A 13,236-nucleotide genomic window follows, 5' to 3' on the forward strand; every position below is an offset into this window, starting at 1 on the left:
GGCTTCAGCCGCGAGAACTGCTCGTCGCTCAGCCAGAATTCCGTCATTCCCGCTCTCCTCTGAGAGCTTGAAGCACTGTTCGGCCAAGTCCGGAATCCCGCTTATGGGTCCAGACCCTAGGGCGCCCTAGCGGGCCGCCATCTGGACGAAGGCGCGGCCGGCGGCGAAGTCGCCCACCTCCACATAGGCCGTGCGCACCCGGTCGCCGGGGAACAGGAATTGCACCGCCACCGCCTCGCGGGGGTCGAGTTCGGAGAGCGCGCGCACCGCGTCGCCGGGGAACCGGATCGCCCAGCCCTCCCGTTCGTCCTTGGGCAGGAGGTCGGCGCCGGCGGGACTGCGCGCCTCGGCGATATAGGCCTTGAGCGCCGCGCCCTGGGGCATCCGGCCCGCCAGGCCCGCGCCGGCGGCCTCGCCCTTCTGGGGCAGGTAGGGGCCCAGGGTGCGGCTCGTGTCGCGCATCACCAGCCGCGCGCCATAGGGCTGGGCCCCGTCGGCGAACAGGCCCACGGCCATCAGCGCGCCCGGCGCCTGGCGGCCGGCCAGGCCGAAGATCATCCGGTCGCGTCCGAAGCGGCTCTCCTGCGAGAGGCGCCAGCGGGCCTCGCGGGCCAGGGTGCGGTCGGCGCGCCAGGCGGCCTGGTCGCCGGGATAGGTCATGCGGATGATCCGCGCGTAGCCCTTGAAGGACTCCTCGACCCTCCGGGCCGACTGGACCAGCTCGGGCGCGGCGCAGGACAGCTCGCCGGCGCGGACGCGGGCGCGCTGCTCCAGGGACCGGGCGGCCCGTTCGGAGAGGCCTTGCTTGAGGGCCGCGCCCCGGGCCTGGGCCGCGCCGGCGGCCAGGGCGGCGCTCGTCTCGGGCGCCAGAAGGCCGCAGCGTTGGTCCGCCGCATGCAGCACGGTCCGCTCGACGAAGAGATCGACGGCGCCGGCGTTCGCGGCGCTTGGCGCGGCCGCCAGGGCCGCTCCCATCAAACCCATCCATCGAGACGCCGGCCGCGCGGTTCTGCGCGTGTCCGTCATCCACCGACCTTCGTATCTCGGCCCTTTTCCGGGCCTTTGTCGGGAGCTGTACCGGGCGGGAGTTGAGTTTCGGTTAGCGCGCGGGGCATGGTCGCGACCATGCTGCTCTCCACCGACATCTGGGTCGGCGCCCTCATCCGCCGCGCCGAAATCGGCGGCGCCTTCGCCGTGGTGGTCCGCAAGGGCGATCCCCGCGCGGGCGCGGTGCTGGTCAAGGTGCTGAACCGTTCGGACGGCACGGCCCGGCTCTATTCCGAGGCCACGCGCGGCGACGGCGAACGGGTCTGGATGCAGCCGGCCGCGTCAGAGCAGGAGCCCGACCTCGACCGCTACATCGAGCGCGCCGCCCGCATCGACCCCGACATCTGGGTGGTGGAGATCGAGGACCGCGAGGGCCGCCACTTCCTGGTGGAGCCGGTGGAGCGGGGCTGATGGCCCGAAGGGATCAGGCCGCCGGCCCTTGGTTCGCCGGGGCGGGCGGGCTCCGCTCCGTCCGCCAAAGGGAATAGACGATCCCGCCGGCCAGGATCGCCGCCGTGATGGCCAGCGAGACCGGGGCCGGGAACTTCTCCCATCCCGCCGCCTCGGCCACGAACACCTTGCCGCCGATGAAGATCAGCAGGATCGCCAGGGCGTGCTTGAGGTAGGCGAAGCGCGCCGTCACCGCCGCCAGGGCGAAGTAGAGCGCCCTGAGGCCCAGGATGGCGAAGATGTTGGACGTGTAGACGATGTACGGGTCCGTGGTGATGGCGAAGATCGCCGGGACCGAATCCACCGCGAAGACCACGTCCGCCAGCTCGATCATCACCAGCGCCAGGAAAAGGGGCGTGGCGTACAGAACGGTCCGCGAACCGCCCGCCGGAACCCGCCGGACGAAGAACCGCGAGCCCTCGAATCCGTCGGTCAGGCGCAGGCGCCTGGCCAGCCAGCGGTAGACCGGATTGTCCTTCGGATCGGCGGCCGCCTCCCCGCCCCGCAGCATCTTCAGCCCGGCGATCACCAGGAAGGCCGCGAAGGCGAACAGGATCCATTCGAACTCGGCGACCAGGGCCGCGCCTACCCCGATCATGATCGCCCGGAGCACGATGACGCCCAGGATGCCCCAGAACAGCACCCGGTGCTGATAGGCGCGGGGCACGGCGAAGGCGGCGAAGATCGTGGCGATGACGAAGACGTTGTCCATCGCCAGGCTCTTCTCGACCAGGAAGCCGGTGACGTACTCCAGGCCGGCCTGACGGCCGAGTTCGGTCCACACCCAGGCGCCGAAGCCCAGGCCCACGGCCATGTAGCCGCCCGAGAGCAGCAGGCTCTCGCGGGCCCCGATCTCCTTCTGCTTGCGGTGGAGGACGCCGAGGTCGAGGGCGAGGAGCGAGACCACCACCGTCAGGAAGGCGGCCCACATCCACACGGGCTTGCCCAACGCGCTCAGCGTCAGCCAGTCCATTCAGGCCTCCGGGAAAAGGGCCGGGGCGGCGGGGCCGGAGCGCGATCCGCAAAGGTGGGGATCGGTCTTGCGGAGAAGTCGCGCTCAGGATGCCGGCGCCGCCCCGGAGTCTGGGCTTGGGGTCGGATCAGATGCGGACGGGGACGAGTCCGCTTTCGAGGTGGAAGAGCTCGTCCTTGAGGGCGAGCTTCCGACGCTTCAGCGCGCTAATCCGAAGGCCGTCGGGCTCCGGTCGACGAAGTTCGTCGCGCAGCAGCCGTTCGACCTCGCGCTTGGCGTTGCGCAGGCGGTAGATGAGTACGTGTCGCATGCAGCCTCCTCTTCAGAGGGGCGGCTCGACGCCTGGGGTCGGGGAGGCGGAGCAACCGGACCCTGGCATCGAGCACACCCGATGCGGTCCGACATCACGATCGCATTCAGCGATCGCCAGAGGGGCCCGGCCCGCAACAGGGATTTTGGCGTGGCGCGCGAGGCTTTCAAGACCCCCGGCGCCGATTTTTCTGCAAAGCCGGCGGGCCGCCGCTATAAGCGCCGCCCCATGAGCACTTCCCCTGCCGCCGAGGCGGCGCGCCGACGCACCTTCGCGATCATCTCCCACCCCGACGCCGGCAAGACCACGCTGACCGAACACCTGCTGTTGTCGGGCGGGGCCATCCGGGCGGCCGGCGCGGTCCGCGCGCGGGGCGAGAACCGGCGGACCCGGTCGGACTGGATGAAGATCGAGCGCGAACGGGGCATCTCCGTCTCGGCCTCGGTGATGACGTTCGACCACGCCGGCCTGATGTTCAACCTGCTGGACACCCCGGGCCACGAGGACTTCTCGGAAGACACCTACCGCACGCTGACCGCCGCCGACGCCGCGGTCATGGTGCTGGACGCCGCCAAGGGCATCGAGCCGCAGACGCTGAAGCTGTTCGAGGTCTGCCGCCTGCGCGACATCCCCATCGTCACCTTCATCAACAAGATGGACCGCGAGGCCCAGGACCCGTTCGAGCTGCTGGACGAGATCGCCTCGAAGCTCGCGCTCGATCCGGCGCCGCTCTACTGGCCCGCGGGCTCCGGCGGTCGCTTCAAGGGGATGGTGGACCTGGCCGGCCAGCGGTTCATCCCCTTCTCCAGGCCCAGCGAGCAGCAGGACGGCCACCCCGATCCGGTGCCCATGGGCGGCGATTCGCTCGCCGCCTTCCTGGACGAGGCCGAACGGGCCGAGGTGGAGGAGGGGGCCATGCTGGTGCAGGAGGCCTCCAAGCCCTTCGACCGTCAGGCCTTCCTGGAGGGCCACATGACGCCGGTGATCTTCGGATCGGCGCTCAGGCATTTCGGGGTCGACGAGCTCCTGGCGGCGATCGGCGCCTACGCCCCGCCGCCCAAGGCCGTGGCCGCCACCCGGGGCGGCGCGCAGGCGACGGTGGAGCCGGGCGACAAGGAGGTCTCGGGCTTCGTCTTCAAGGTCCAGGCGAACATGGACCCCAACCACCGCGACCGCATCGCCTTCCTGAAACTGTGTTCGGGCCGCTTCCAGCGCGGCATGAAGCTGAAGGTGCAGAACACCGGCAAGCAGATCTCGGTGAACGCGCCGACCATGTTCTTCGCCTCGGACCGCGAGCTGGCGGAGGACGCCTTCGCCGGCGACGTGATCGGCATCCCCAACCACGGCGTGCTGCGGGTGGGCGACAGCCTGTCCGAAACCGGGACCCTGCGCTTCCAGGGCCTGCCGAACTTCGCCCCGGAAATCCTTCAGCGGGTGCGCGTGAAGGACCCGCTGAAGGCCAAGCACCTGAAGAAGGCCCTGGAGAGCCTGGCCGAGGAGGGCGTCACCCAGCTCTTCCGCCCGACGCTGGGGGCCGACTTCATCGTGGGCGCGGTGGGCCAGCTCCAGTTCGAGGTCATGGCCGACCGCCTGGCCAACGAGTACCAGCTCGAGGTGATCTTCGAGCCCAGCCCCTACGCCGAGGCCCGCTGGCTGGCCGGCGAGCGCGCCGACCTGGACGACTTCGCGGGCAAGCACCGCACCGCCATGGCCGTGGACATCGACGATCAGCCCGTCTTCCTCGCCAAGTCTGCCTGGGAGATCGGCTACGTCTCCGAACGCTTCCCGAAGGTGCGGTTCGAGCGGAGCAAGGAGCGCACCTGACCGCCCGAGCGGCGCCGGTTTCGGCTGTGGACGGCCGCGCGCCGTTAACCATGCCGAAGAAGTTAAGGGATTGTAAACGCGGCCGGCTCCGGCTTTGCTGGTCCCGTTCAGGGTCCAGGCGGCCCGTCCCGCGGTGGGACGGCCCTGGCGTCGGAGCGGGACGATGTTCGAGCTGGGACGCGAACTCAGGCGCCTGTTCGCCGATCGTCCGAAGCCCCCCCATGGCTTGGACCGGGAAGGCCTGACCCGCGGCGACGTCGCCCTCCTCGAACTGCTCGATGTGAAACTCCTGGCCGACGAGGCCCGGTTCGCCGACGTGGCGGCCGGCCGGGTCGGCGCCAAGGACAAGCCGCGCCGCCGGCTCGAAGCCGCGATGACCTGGCGCGAACTTGCCCGCCGCACCGGCGACGCCGTGGCGCTGCGCAAGGCCGCCGCCATCGCCGAGACCGCCGCTGCCGGCTTCGACGCCGAGCGCCGGACGGAACTCTGGGCCCGCGCCCGCTGCGAGCAGGGCTTCTGCGCGCTCCTGGGAGCGGAGCTGTTCGGCGAACCGGGGCTCGACGCCGCCGCGGAGGCGGCCTTCCGTGACGCCCGCCGGGCGGTCCGGGGCGGGATCGCCCTGGCGCTCGCCGACGTGGGGCTCGCCGTGGTGGCCGCGCGCCGCCGGCTGAACAGGGACGGGGAGCCCGAGGCGCGCGCCCTGCTCCAGGCGTTCCAGGCGCCGATCGTGGCGCTCGACGCGCTCGCCCGCCGCACCACTGAGGCCCGCGCGCTGGCCGCCGAGGCGCGCCTGATCCGCGCCGACCTGATGTGCGCCTGGGGCGCCCGGCTGAAGGACGAAGGCCTGCTGCGCGACGCCGCGGACGAGGCCCGCCGCGCGGGCGAACGCCTAGACCCGGCCTACGAACCGCTCACCTGGGCCCGCGCCGACGTGGCGCGCGGGCAGGCGCTTGGCCTGCTGGGCGAGGCGACGGGAGACGTTCAGGCCATCGCGGACGGCGCCGCCCGGCTGGCCGAGGCGCTGGATCACCTGACCCGCGACCACAGTCCCCTCGACTGGGCCCGCGCCCAGGTCATCCTGGCCCAGACGCTGCAGAGCCTGGGCGAGGCGGCCTGCGACGAGCGGGCCTTCGAACAGGCCGTGCGCTGCTACGACCGGGCCAATCTCGTGCTGAGGGAGACCCCGACGCTGCCGCTGCGGGGCGTGGCGGCCAGCGCGCGGGCCGTGTGCCTCGCCCGCTCGGCCGAACTCACCGGCGACCTCGCCGTCCTGGACGCCGCCGAGGCGGCCATGAAGATGGAACTCGCGGCGCTCTCGCCCGGGCGCGATCCGGTCGGCTGGGCCATCGCCCAGCTCCATCTGGCCCGCCTCTACGAATCCCGCATGGACCTCACCGGCAAGGACCGGGGCCAGCGCGCCGCCGCCGTACTGGCCCTGGACGCGGCCCTCGACGTCTTCGGCGAACACGGCCTGCGCTCGCTGAGCGTGCTGGCGTCCGAGGCGCTGGTCCGCGTCGGCGGCCAGGGTCTCGCCTCGCGCCCCGCCGGCTGACCGCGTCCGCGTCGGGTTCGCCGCGCCGGGGACTTCTCACGCTCCGGTTGCGGCGCCATGCTCCCGGTTCGGAGGACAACCATGCTTCGCCATCTGCTGATCGCTGCGGCCGCTCTGGCGTCGGGCGCCGCCCACGCCGCGCCCACGTTCGTCCAGGCGCCCGCCGTGGCCGAGGTCGCGGCCGCCTACCCCGCCAAGGCCCGGGCCGAGGGCGTGGGCGGCCTGGCCACGGTGAGCTGCACCGCGGGTGGGGAGGGCGCGCTCCTCCGCTGCCTTCGCCTGAGCGAGGAGCCCGGCGGCTATGGCTTCGGGATCGCGGCGCTGAAGCTGGTGCGCGGAATGAGGGTGTCCGGCGCCGCGCGCGGCGCGGAGGTGATCGTGCCCGTGCGGTTCGCGCCCGAGGTGCTGAACCCCGGCTTCCGAGCCACAACGCCCGTGTGGGCCGCGACGCCGACGGCGGCCGACTTCCAGGCCACCGTGCCCAAGCAGGAGGGCGGCCCCAACGACGTCCGGGTGACGCTCGTCTGCGACGTCCAGGCGGGCGGCGTGCTGTCGGGCTGCGTGGTGGACCGCGAGGAACCGGCGGGCCAGGGCTTCGGCGAGGCCGTGCTCGCCCTGGCGCCGAAGTTCCGGGTCGAACCCTGGAGCGCCGAGGGCCTGCCGGTCGTCGGCGGCAAGGTGCGGGTGCCGGTGCGCTACGACATGAAGCCGGTGGATCAGGCCGCGCGCTAGCGGCCCCGCCACCAGCGCAGGCCGGCGCGCTGGGCGGCTTCGAGCAGGGCGTGCAGCGCCACGCCCATGGCGCCCAGCACCACCAGGGCGGCGATCATGCGGGCGGTCTGCAGCTTGTTGCCGGCGTCGAGGATCTGCCAGGCCAGGCCCCGCACGCCGCCCGAGCCGGCGCCGAACTCGGCCACCACAGCCCCGATCAGCGACAGGCCCGCGCCCACCTTGTGGCCTTCCAGCAGGAACGGGACCGCCGAGGGCAGGCGCAGGCGCGTCACCTTCCGCCAGCGGCTCGCGCCATAGAGCTCGAACAGCCGCTCCAGGTCCGGGTCGGCGGCGCGCAGGCCCGCCGTCGCGCCCGAGAAGATCGGGAAGAAGGCCACCACCACCGCCAGGGCCACCAGCGCCCGCTCGGGATGGTCCAGCCCCGCCCAGATCAGCACCAAGGGCGCTAGAGCCACCACAGGCGTCACCTGCACCACCGAGGCCAGGGGCCGGATGGCGCGATCCAGCAGGGGGCTCAGCGCCGTGAGGACGGCCAGCGCCTGGGCGATGAGGCTCGCCACGACGAGGGCGATCAGGGCCACCGACAGCGTGCGCCAGGCCGCGTCGGCCAGCGCGGGCAGATTCCGGGCCAGCGCGACGGCCACGGCGCTGGGCGGGGGCAGGAAATAGGCCGGCACGGCCATGGCGCGGCACGCGATCTCCCACCCCGCCAGCAGCAGCAGGGTCAGCGCCAGCGGGGCTGCGAGGTCGAGCAGGCGCCTCACGCGGCGATCCCCTCGGCGAGGGCGGCCGAGACCTGCTCCACCGTGCGCCGGAAGCGCGCGTCGGTGCGGAAACCCGGCGGCCGGGGCAGGGGGCCCTCCACCGGGAAGACGCCGGCCACGCGGCCGGGGCCGCGGCTCATCACCACCACGCGGGCGGCCATGTAGACCGCCTCCTCGACGTTGTGGGTCACAAAGACGATGGCCGGCTTCGTCGCCGCCCACAGCGCCAGCACGTCGTCGGCCAGCGCCCGGCGGGTGATCTCGTCCAGGGCCGCGAAAGGCTCGTCCAGCAGCAGCAGCTTGGGGTCGGTCGTGAGGGCGCGGGCCAGCGACACCCGCATCGCCATCCCGCCGGAAAGCTGCGCCGGCCGCGCGGCCTCGGCGCCCGAAAGGCCCACCCGCGCCAGCGCCTGGTCGGCGCGCCGCCGCGCCTCCGCCGCCGGGACGCCGGCCAGCTCCAGCGGCAGGGCGGCGTTGGCCCGTGCCGAGAGCCAGGGGGCCAGGGTCGGGGCCTGGAAGACCACCGCCGTCTCGCCGCGGCCCGGCGTGCGGACCACCTCGCCCCGGCTCGGCGCCTCCAGCCCGGCCAGCAGGCGCAGCGCCGTCGACTTGCCGCAGCCCGACGGCCCCACCAGCGCCACGATCTCGCCCGCGCCCACCGCCAGGTCGACGGGCCCCAGCGCGCGCCCCCGCGCGTAGTCGACCTCGACGTTGCGCAGTCCCGCGACGGTCACTTGGGGACGAACTGCAGGGTGTAGGCGCGCTTGGGATCGAGCGTGGCGGGGTAGACCCCTTGCGCCTTGGCCACGTCGGCGAAGGTCGCCCAACGGGCGTCGGTCATGGCGCCCACGGCCAGGCCCTCGTCGCCCTCGACGATCCGGTAGGCCTTCATCTTTTCGCGGGCCTGGTCGAGGACGTCCTGGGTCATCTCGGGATTGTCCTTGCGGATCAGGGCGTCGGCGGCGGCGGGGTCGCCGTAGAGGTAGTCGCGCCAGCCCTTGGCGCTGGCCTCGACGAAGGCCCGCACGGCGGCGGGATTCGCGGCGATCAGGCTGTCCGGCGCCAGCACCATGGTGGCGTAGCCGGGGAACCCCTCGTCGGCCAGCAGGAAGACCTTGGGCTTGAAGCCGGCCTGCTTCTCGATGGTGTAGGGCTCGGAGGTCACATAGCCCTGCTGGGCCGCGCGCTTGTCGGCGATGAAAGGCGCGGGGTTGAAGCCGTACTTGCGCACCTGGTCGTCGGTGAAGCCGTACTTGGCCTTCAGCCACACCCAGAAGGCCGAGACCGAGGCGTCGGACAGCAGGATGGGATGGCCCTTCAGGTCGGCGATGGTCTCGATCCCCTGGTCGGGGTGGGCGATCAGCACCTGCGGGTCCTTCTGCATGAAGGCGGCCACCGCCTTCACCGGCACGCCCTCCTGGGCGAGGTTCATGACGATGAAGCTGTTGGAGCCCATGCCCAGGTCCACGGCGCCGGCGGCCAGCAACTGCGGCACGTTCACGCCGGGCCCGCCCTGGACGATCTTCACGTCGAGGCCGCGGCGTTCGTATTCGCCGGACGCCAGCGCCTGGTAGAAGCCGCCGTGCTCGGCCTGGGCCCGCCAGTCGGTTGCGAAGCGGATGACCGTGCGTTGCCCGGCGGCGGGCGCCGCGTCCTCCTTCTGGCCCGGCGAGCACGCCGCCAGCAGGGCGGCGATCGCGAAGACGACGGAACGCAAGGCTTTCATGGGGGCTCCTGGGCTCGACGGGGCGAACCTAGGGCGCTGTGGCGACGGTTGGAAGGCGCCAATAGCCGATGGCCGATAGCAAGAGGGCGGCGCTCCGGTTTCCCGGGGCGTCGCCCTCTCATCCAGATCCGTTGGGGGATCTGCGCCTCAAGGCCGGCTGGAAGTTCGGTTACGGGTCGCCCCGCGGTTTTCCCTTCCAGTCGATGTCTCACCGGAGCCTAGGTTCCGGGTCGCCCCGGTTCCGAAGGTCCGCCGGACACCCCGCCCGCTTGGCTTTCCGGTTTCCCGGTCCGCCCGCGCCGCAGTTCCTCTCGGCGACTTGACGGTGCGCCCGAACCCGCTATGAGGCAAGCGCCCGAAATCGCCCTGATGTGGGCCAGCCTTCAAAAGGCTGTGGACGGACTGTTCGCAACTGTTGGACAGCCGGGCGAACTCTAAAAGATATCAATGATATCCGGTTATCCACAGGAAAGCGGCGTGGCGCCTCAGCGTCCGGCTTCCAGCGCCTCGCGCCGCTCCTCCAGGGCCAGCCACTCCTCCTCGGCCGCGGCGAGCTGCGCCTGGGCCGCCTCCAGCGCCCGGCTGAAGCGGTCGAACCCCGCGGGGTCGCGCGCATAGAGCCCGGGGTCGGCCAGGGCCTTCTCCAGCGTGGCGATCTTGCCGGGCAAGTCGTGGATCAGGGCGTCCAGCTCGGCCAGCCGGCGCTGTTCCTTGTACGACAGCTTGGCCGGCGCCTGGGTCGGCCTGGGCGCGGCCTTCGGAGCCGGGGCGGCCGGCGTCTCCGCCCGTCCGAAGAAGCCGGGGTTCTGGCTCATGAAGTCCTGCCAGCCGCCGGGCGTCTCGACGACGCGGCCCGTCCCGTCCAGGCCGATGGTCGAGGTGGCCAGCCGGTCGATGAAGTCACGGTCGTGGCTGACCAGGATCAGCGTGCCCTCGTAGTCGGCCAGCAGGTCCTCCAGCAGGTCGAGGGTGTCCATGTCGAGGTCGTTGGTGGGCTCGTCCAGCACCATGACGTTGGCCGGGTCGGCGAGCGCCCGGGCCAGCAGCAGGCGGTTGCGCTCCCCGCCCGACAGGGTCCGCACCGGCTGGCGGAGTTGCAGGTCCGTGAACAGGAAGTCCTTGGCGTAGGCGTTCACGTGCTTGGGGACCCCGCGCACCATCACCTGGTCGCCGCCCTGGGGGGTGAGCACGTCGCGGACGGTCATGTCCTCCTTCAGCGCGCCCCGGGCCTGGTCGATGTAGCGGACCGTCAGGTTGGTCCCGAGCTTCACCTCGCCCGCGTCGGCGGGGATTTCGCCCAGCAGCAGCTTCACCAGCGTGGTCTTGCCCGCCCCGTTGGGGCCCACGACGGCCACCCGGTCGCCGCGCAGGATGCGGGTGGAGAAGCCCTTCAGGATCACGCGGTCGCCGAACGCCTTGGACAGCCCCTTGGCCTCCACCACCCGCTGGCCCGAGACGCCCGAGCTGGCGAGCCCCATGTTCAGGGCGCCGCGCGCCTCCTTCAGGCGTTCGGACTTGGCCTCGCGCATGGCGATCAGCCGGCGGCGGCGGCCCTCGTTGCGCGCGCGGCGGGCGGTGACGCCCCGGGCCAGCCAGTGCTGCTCGCGCTCGATGGCCTTGTCGAGCCGGCGGGCCTCCTCGGCCTCCTGGGCCTCGATCTTCTCGACCCAGCCGTCGAACTCGGCGAAGCCCCGGTCCAGGCGGCGCACCTGCCGGTGCTCCAGCCAGAAGCAGCGCTGGGTCACCCGCTCCAGGAACGCCCGGTCGTGGCTGACGATCAGGGCGGCGGCCCGGCAGGCGCCGATCTCGGCCTCCAGGGTCTCGATGGCCAGGATGTCGAGGTGGTTGGTGGGCTCGTCGAGCAGCAGGACGTCGGGGTCCTCGGCGAAGGCCCGGGCCAGCGCCGCGCGCCGGGTCTCGCCGCCGGACAGCCCTTGCGCGGCCTTGGCGGGGTCGAGTCCGAAGGTCATCAGCTCGGCCTCGGCCCGGTGGGCCGGCGCCCCGCCCGCGGTGGCGTAGTCCAGCAGGGTCGCGCCGGTGATCTCCGGTTCCTGGGGCACCATCGAGACCCGCACGCCGGGGCTGATGACGCGCTCGCCCGCGTCGGCCTCCATCTGGCCGGCCAGGATGCGCAGCAGGGTGGACTTGCCCGCCCCGTTGCGCCCGACCAGGCAGGCCCGCACGCGCGGCTCCAGCCCCAGGTCCACCCCGTCGAACAGCATGCGCGGGCCGTCGGCCAGGCGGACGTCCTTCAGCGCGAGGATGGGGGCGGGGGCTCTCATGGGCGGGGTGAGATAGCGGTTGGCGGGCCGGGCTGAAAGGTCGCTCTTGGGCTCGGGCCCCGTTGGGCCTAAATCCGCGCCATGTCGCGTGAACCGTTCTGGCGCCGGAAGACCCTCGAGCAGATGACCGTCGCCGAGTGGGAGAGCCTGTGCGACGGCTGCGGCCTGTGCTGCCTGGTGCGCTTCGAGGACGAGGAGACCGGCGAGGTCATTCCCACCCGCGTCCACTGCAAGCTGTTCGACGCCGACGTCTGCCGCTGCAAGGACTACCCGAACCGCAAGCAGTACGTGCCCGACTGCATCAAGCTCACGCCGCACAACATCGAGGCGCTGGAGTGGATGCCCAGGAGCTGCGCCTACCGCCGCCTGCACGAGGGCCGCGACCTGGCCGACTGGCACCCCCTGATCTCGGGCGATCCCGGGAGCGTGCACCGGGCCGGCATCTCGGTGCGCGGCCAGACGGTCAGCGAGGAGGCGCTCGCCGATCCCGAGGACGCCCTCGACTTCGCCGCCTGGGACCTCGTGATCGAGCGCGGCGACGACTAACCTGGCGGCTGCCCGAAGCGGTTGGGGCCCGCGTCGCCGCGGACGGCGCCGATGACCACCAGGAAGGCCATCGACAGGAGCATGGCGCCCAGCAGCGCCCCGGCCAGCCCCGGGTTGGCCTCGACGGCGGCGGGGCCGAGCTGGACGGCCCGGACGAGCGCGGCGGCGCCCAGGGCCATGGCCGGGACCTGCCACCAGCCCGAGCGGCCCAGGTCGTGCAGGCGGCGCGCCACCACGGCCCACTGGGCGATGTTGCCGGCGAGGCTGAACGGTATGCCGATGATCTGGCCGCCCGGGACGGCGCCCAGCAGCGAAAGCCCGAAGCTCAGGGCGATCAGGGCCAGCATCAGGCGCCAGAATTCGCGGCGGCCCGCGCGCCCGCGGAACGAGAACAGGGTCTTCAAGTCGAACTTGTCGGCCATATGCTGTCCCTAGCGCGACGATGGCGGAAATGGGGTGTGGCAAAATTGCCACATTGAGCCTTGCGTGACGGCGCCGTGCGCCCAATCTAGAAGTCGCAATCGGCACATGGTTTTTCGTTGGAGTTGATCGAGCTTGGCGCGTGACCCCTACCAGGAGCTGGGCGTCTCCCGGACGGCGACGGCGGACGAGATTCGCAAGGCGTTCCGCAAGCTGGCCAAGGCCAACCATCCCGACACCAATCCCGGGAACAAGGAGGCCGAGGAGCGCTTCAAGCGCGTCAGCGCGGCCTTCGACATCGTGGGCGACCCCGACAAGCGCAAGAAGTTCGACGCCGGCCAGATCGACGCCGACGGCCGCGAGACCTTCCGGGGCTTCGGCGGCGGCGCGGAAGGCCCCTGGGGATCGTCGAGCGGCGGCGGCTTCGGCCGCCAGGGCGGCTTCCGCAGCGAGACCTTCGAGGGCGTCGACCTGGGCGACATCCTGGGCGAGATGTTCGGCGGCCGGGGCGGTCGCGGCGGCGGCCCCGAAGGAGGACGGGGCGGCGGCTTCGGCGGCTTCTCCCAGCGCGGCGCGGACGTCCGCGCCCGGCGCGACATCGAACGCGTCG

Annotated in this window: 14 protein-coding genes; 6 read left to right on the forward strand and 8 right to left on the reverse strand. The window is 72.3% G+C overall.

Annotated features, from left to right (window positions below):
- Nucleotides 1-126: 126 nt before the first annotated feature.
- Complete coding sequence (locus tag ACK4TT_RS14255) at nucleotides 127-975, reverse strand: hypothetical protein (RefSeq protein WP_409641611.1); 849 nt, start codon at nucleotides 973-975, stop codon at nucleotides 127-129.
- A 150-nt stretch (nucleotides 976-1,125) separates the two neighbouring features.
- On the opposite strand from ACK4TT_RS14255, the gene ACK4TT_RS14260 reads away from it, so the two are divergent.
- Nucleotides 1,126-1,458: a DUF1491 family protein gene (locus tag ACK4TT_RS14260; protein ID WP_409641631.1), complete on the forward strand. Its 333-nt coding sequence runs from the start codon at nucleotides 1,126-1,128 to the stop codon at nucleotides 1,456-1,458.
- Between the two features lie 13 nt (nucleotides 1,459-1,471).
- Here ACK4TT_RS14260 and ACK4TT_RS14265 read toward each other — a convergent pair whose 3' ends face one another.
- The gene (locus ACK4TT_RS14265) at nucleotides 1,472-2,470 is read right to left on the reverse strand and encodes a TerC family protein (RefSeq protein ID WP_410213257.1); all 999 of its coding nucleotides are present in this window, start codon (nucleotides 2,468-2,470) and stop codon (nucleotides 1,472-1,474) included.
- Between the two features lie 127 nt (nucleotides 2,471-2,597).
- Nucleotides 2,598-2,780, reverse strand: coding sequence for a YdcH family protein (locus ACK4TT_RS14270; RefSeq protein WP_409641605.1), 183 nt, complete (start codon nucleotides 2,778-2,780; stop codon nucleotides 2,598-2,600).
- Nucleotides 2,781-3,008: 228 nt separating this feature from the next.
- On the opposite strand from ACK4TT_RS14270, the gene ACK4TT_RS14275 reads away from it, so the two are divergent.
- The 3 genes from ACK4TT_RS14275 (at nucleotide 3,009) to ACK4TT_RS14285 (ending at nucleotide 6,888) form a co-directional block, all read left to right on the forward strand.
- Complete coding sequence (locus tag ACK4TT_RS14275) at nucleotides 3,009-4,604, forward strand: peptide chain release factor 3 (RefSeq protein WP_409641602.1); 1,596 nt, start codon at nucleotides 3,009-3,011, stop codon at nucleotides 4,602-4,604.
- A gap of 163 nt (nucleotides 4,605-4,767) precedes the next feature.
- Complete coding sequence (locus ACK4TT_RS14280) at nucleotides 4,768-6,156, forward strand: hypothetical protein (protein WP_410213258.1); 1,389 nt, start codon at nucleotides 4,768-4,770, stop codon at nucleotides 6,154-6,156.
- A gap of 81 nt (nucleotides 6,157-6,237) precedes the next feature.
- The gene (locus ACK4TT_RS14285; RefSeq protein WP_409641597.1) at nucleotides 6,238-6,888 is read left to right on the forward strand and encodes a hypothetical protein; all 651 of its coding nucleotides are present in this window, start codon (nucleotides 6,238-6,240) and stop codon (nucleotides 6,886-6,888) included.
- On the opposite strand, the gene ACK4TT_RS14290 is transcribed toward ACK4TT_RS14285, so the two are convergent.
- The 4 genes from ACK4TT_RS14290 to ACK4TT_RS14305 form a co-directional block, all read right to left on the reverse strand.
- Nucleotides 6,885-7,643 (reverse strand): ABC transporter permease, encoded by a 759-nt coding sequence (locus ACK4TT_RS14290; protein ID WP_409641628.1) that lies wholly within the window; start codon nucleotides 7,641-7,643, stop codon nucleotides 6,885-6,887. The two genes, ACK4TT_RS14285 and ACK4TT_RS14290, sit on opposite strands and share 4 nt — an antisense overlap.
- Before the next feature lie 5 nt (nucleotides 7,644-7,648).
- A complete protein-coding gene (locus tag ACK4TT_RS14295) occupies nucleotides 7,649-8,386 on the reverse strand; it encodes an ABC transporter ATP-binding protein (RefSeq protein WP_409641594.1) in 738 nt (245 codons plus the stop codon).
- Nucleotides 8,383-9,378, reverse strand: coding sequence for an ABC transporter substrate-binding protein (locus tag ACK4TT_RS14300; RefSeq protein ID WP_410213259.1), 996 nt, complete (start codon nucleotides 9,376-9,378; stop codon nucleotides 8,383-8,385). The genes ACK4TT_RS14295 and ACK4TT_RS14300 overlap by 4 nt, the downstream gene beginning before the upstream one ends.
- A 485-nt stretch (nucleotides 9,379-9,863) precedes the next feature.
- Nucleotides 9,864-11,660 (reverse strand): ABC-F family ATP-binding cassette domain-containing protein, encoded by a 1,797-nt coding sequence (locus ACK4TT_RS14305; protein ID WP_410213260.1) that lies wholly within the window; start codon nucleotides 11,658-11,660, stop codon nucleotides 9,864-9,866.
- Nucleotides 11,661-11,741: 81 nt separating this feature from the next.
- Here ACK4TT_RS14305 and ACK4TT_RS14310 point away from each other — a divergent pair, with 81 nt between their 5' ends.
- The gene (locus ACK4TT_RS14310; protein ID WP_410213261.1) at nucleotides 11,742-12,206 is read left to right on the forward strand and encodes a YcgN family cysteine cluster protein; all 465 of its coding nucleotides are present in this window, start codon (nucleotides 11,742-11,744) and stop codon (nucleotides 12,204-12,206) included.
- Here ACK4TT_RS14310 and ACK4TT_RS14315 read toward each other — a convergent pair.
- A complete protein-coding gene (locus tag ACK4TT_RS14315; protein WP_409641582.1) occupies nucleotides 12,203-12,628 on the reverse strand; it encodes a DUF805 domain-containing protein in 426 nt (141 codons plus the stop codon). The genes ACK4TT_RS14310 and ACK4TT_RS14315 overlap by 4 nt on opposite strands.
- A 133-nt stretch (nucleotides 12,629-12,761) precedes the next feature.
- Between ACK4TT_RS14315 and ACK4TT_RS14320 the strand changes: the two genes are divergently transcribed.
- Nucleotides 12,762-13,236, forward strand: a 475-nt coding sequence (locus ACK4TT_RS14320) for a DnaJ domain-containing protein (RefSeq protein WP_410213262.1), incomplete at its 3' end; no start/stop codon positions are given.

The organism is Phenylobacterium sp. (assembly GCF_046463815.1).
GTDB lineage: Bacteria > Pseudomonadota > Alphaproteobacteria > Caulobacterales > Caulobacteraceae > Phenylobacterium.

What these genes read in the sequence shown, in the direction of transcription:
- ACK4TT_RS14280 (WP_410213258.1), top strand. Translation starts at nt 4,768, where the DNA reads ATGTTCGAGCTGGGACGCGAACTCAGGCGCCTGTTCGCCGATCGTCCG.
- ACK4TT_RS14300 (WP_410213259.1), bottom strand. Translation starts at nt 9,378, where the DNA reads ATGAAAGCCTTGCGTTCCGTCGTCTTCGCGATCGCCGCCCTGCTGGCG.
- ACK4TT_RS14310 (WP_410213261.1), top strand. Translation starts at nt 11,742, where the DNA reads ATGTCGCGTGAACCGTTCTGGCGCCGGAAGACCCTCGAGCAGATGACC.
- ACK4TT_RS14315 (WP_409641582.1), bottom strand. Translation starts at nt 12,628, where the DNA reads ATGGCCGACAAGTTCGACTTGAAGACCCTGTTCTCGTTCCGCGGGCGC.
- ACK4TT_RS14270 (WP_409641605.1), bottom strand. Translation starts at nt 2,780, where the DNA reads ATGCGACACGTACTCATCTACCGCCTGCGCAACGCCAAGCGCGAGGTC.
- ACK4TT_RS14275 (WP_409641602.1), top strand. Translation starts at nt 3,009, where the DNA reads ATGAGCACTTCCCCTGCCGCCGAGGCGGCGCGCCGACGCACCTTCGCG.
- ACK4TT_RS14255 (WP_409641611.1), bottom strand. Translation starts at nt 975, where the DNA reads ATGGGAGCGGCCCTGGCGGCCGCGCCAAGCGCCGCGAACGCCGGCGCC.
- ACK4TT_RS14305 (WP_410213260.1), bottom strand. Translation starts at nt 11,660, where the DNA reads ATGAGAGCCCCCGCCCCCATCCTCGCGCTGAAGGACGTCCGCCTGGCC.
- ACK4TT_RS14260 (WP_409641631.1), top strand. Translation starts at nt 1,126, where the DNA reads ATGCTGCTCTCCACCGACATCTGGGTCGGCGCCCTCATCCGCCGCGCC.
- ACK4TT_RS14285 (WP_409641597.1), top strand. Translation starts at nt 6,238, where the DNA reads ATGCTTCGCCATCTGCTGATCGCTGCGGCCGCTCTGGCGTCGGGCGCC.
- ACK4TT_RS14265 (WP_410213257.1), bottom strand. Translation starts at nt 2,470, where the DNA reads ATGGACTGGCTGACGCTGAGCGCGTTGGGCAAGCCCGTGTGGATGTGG.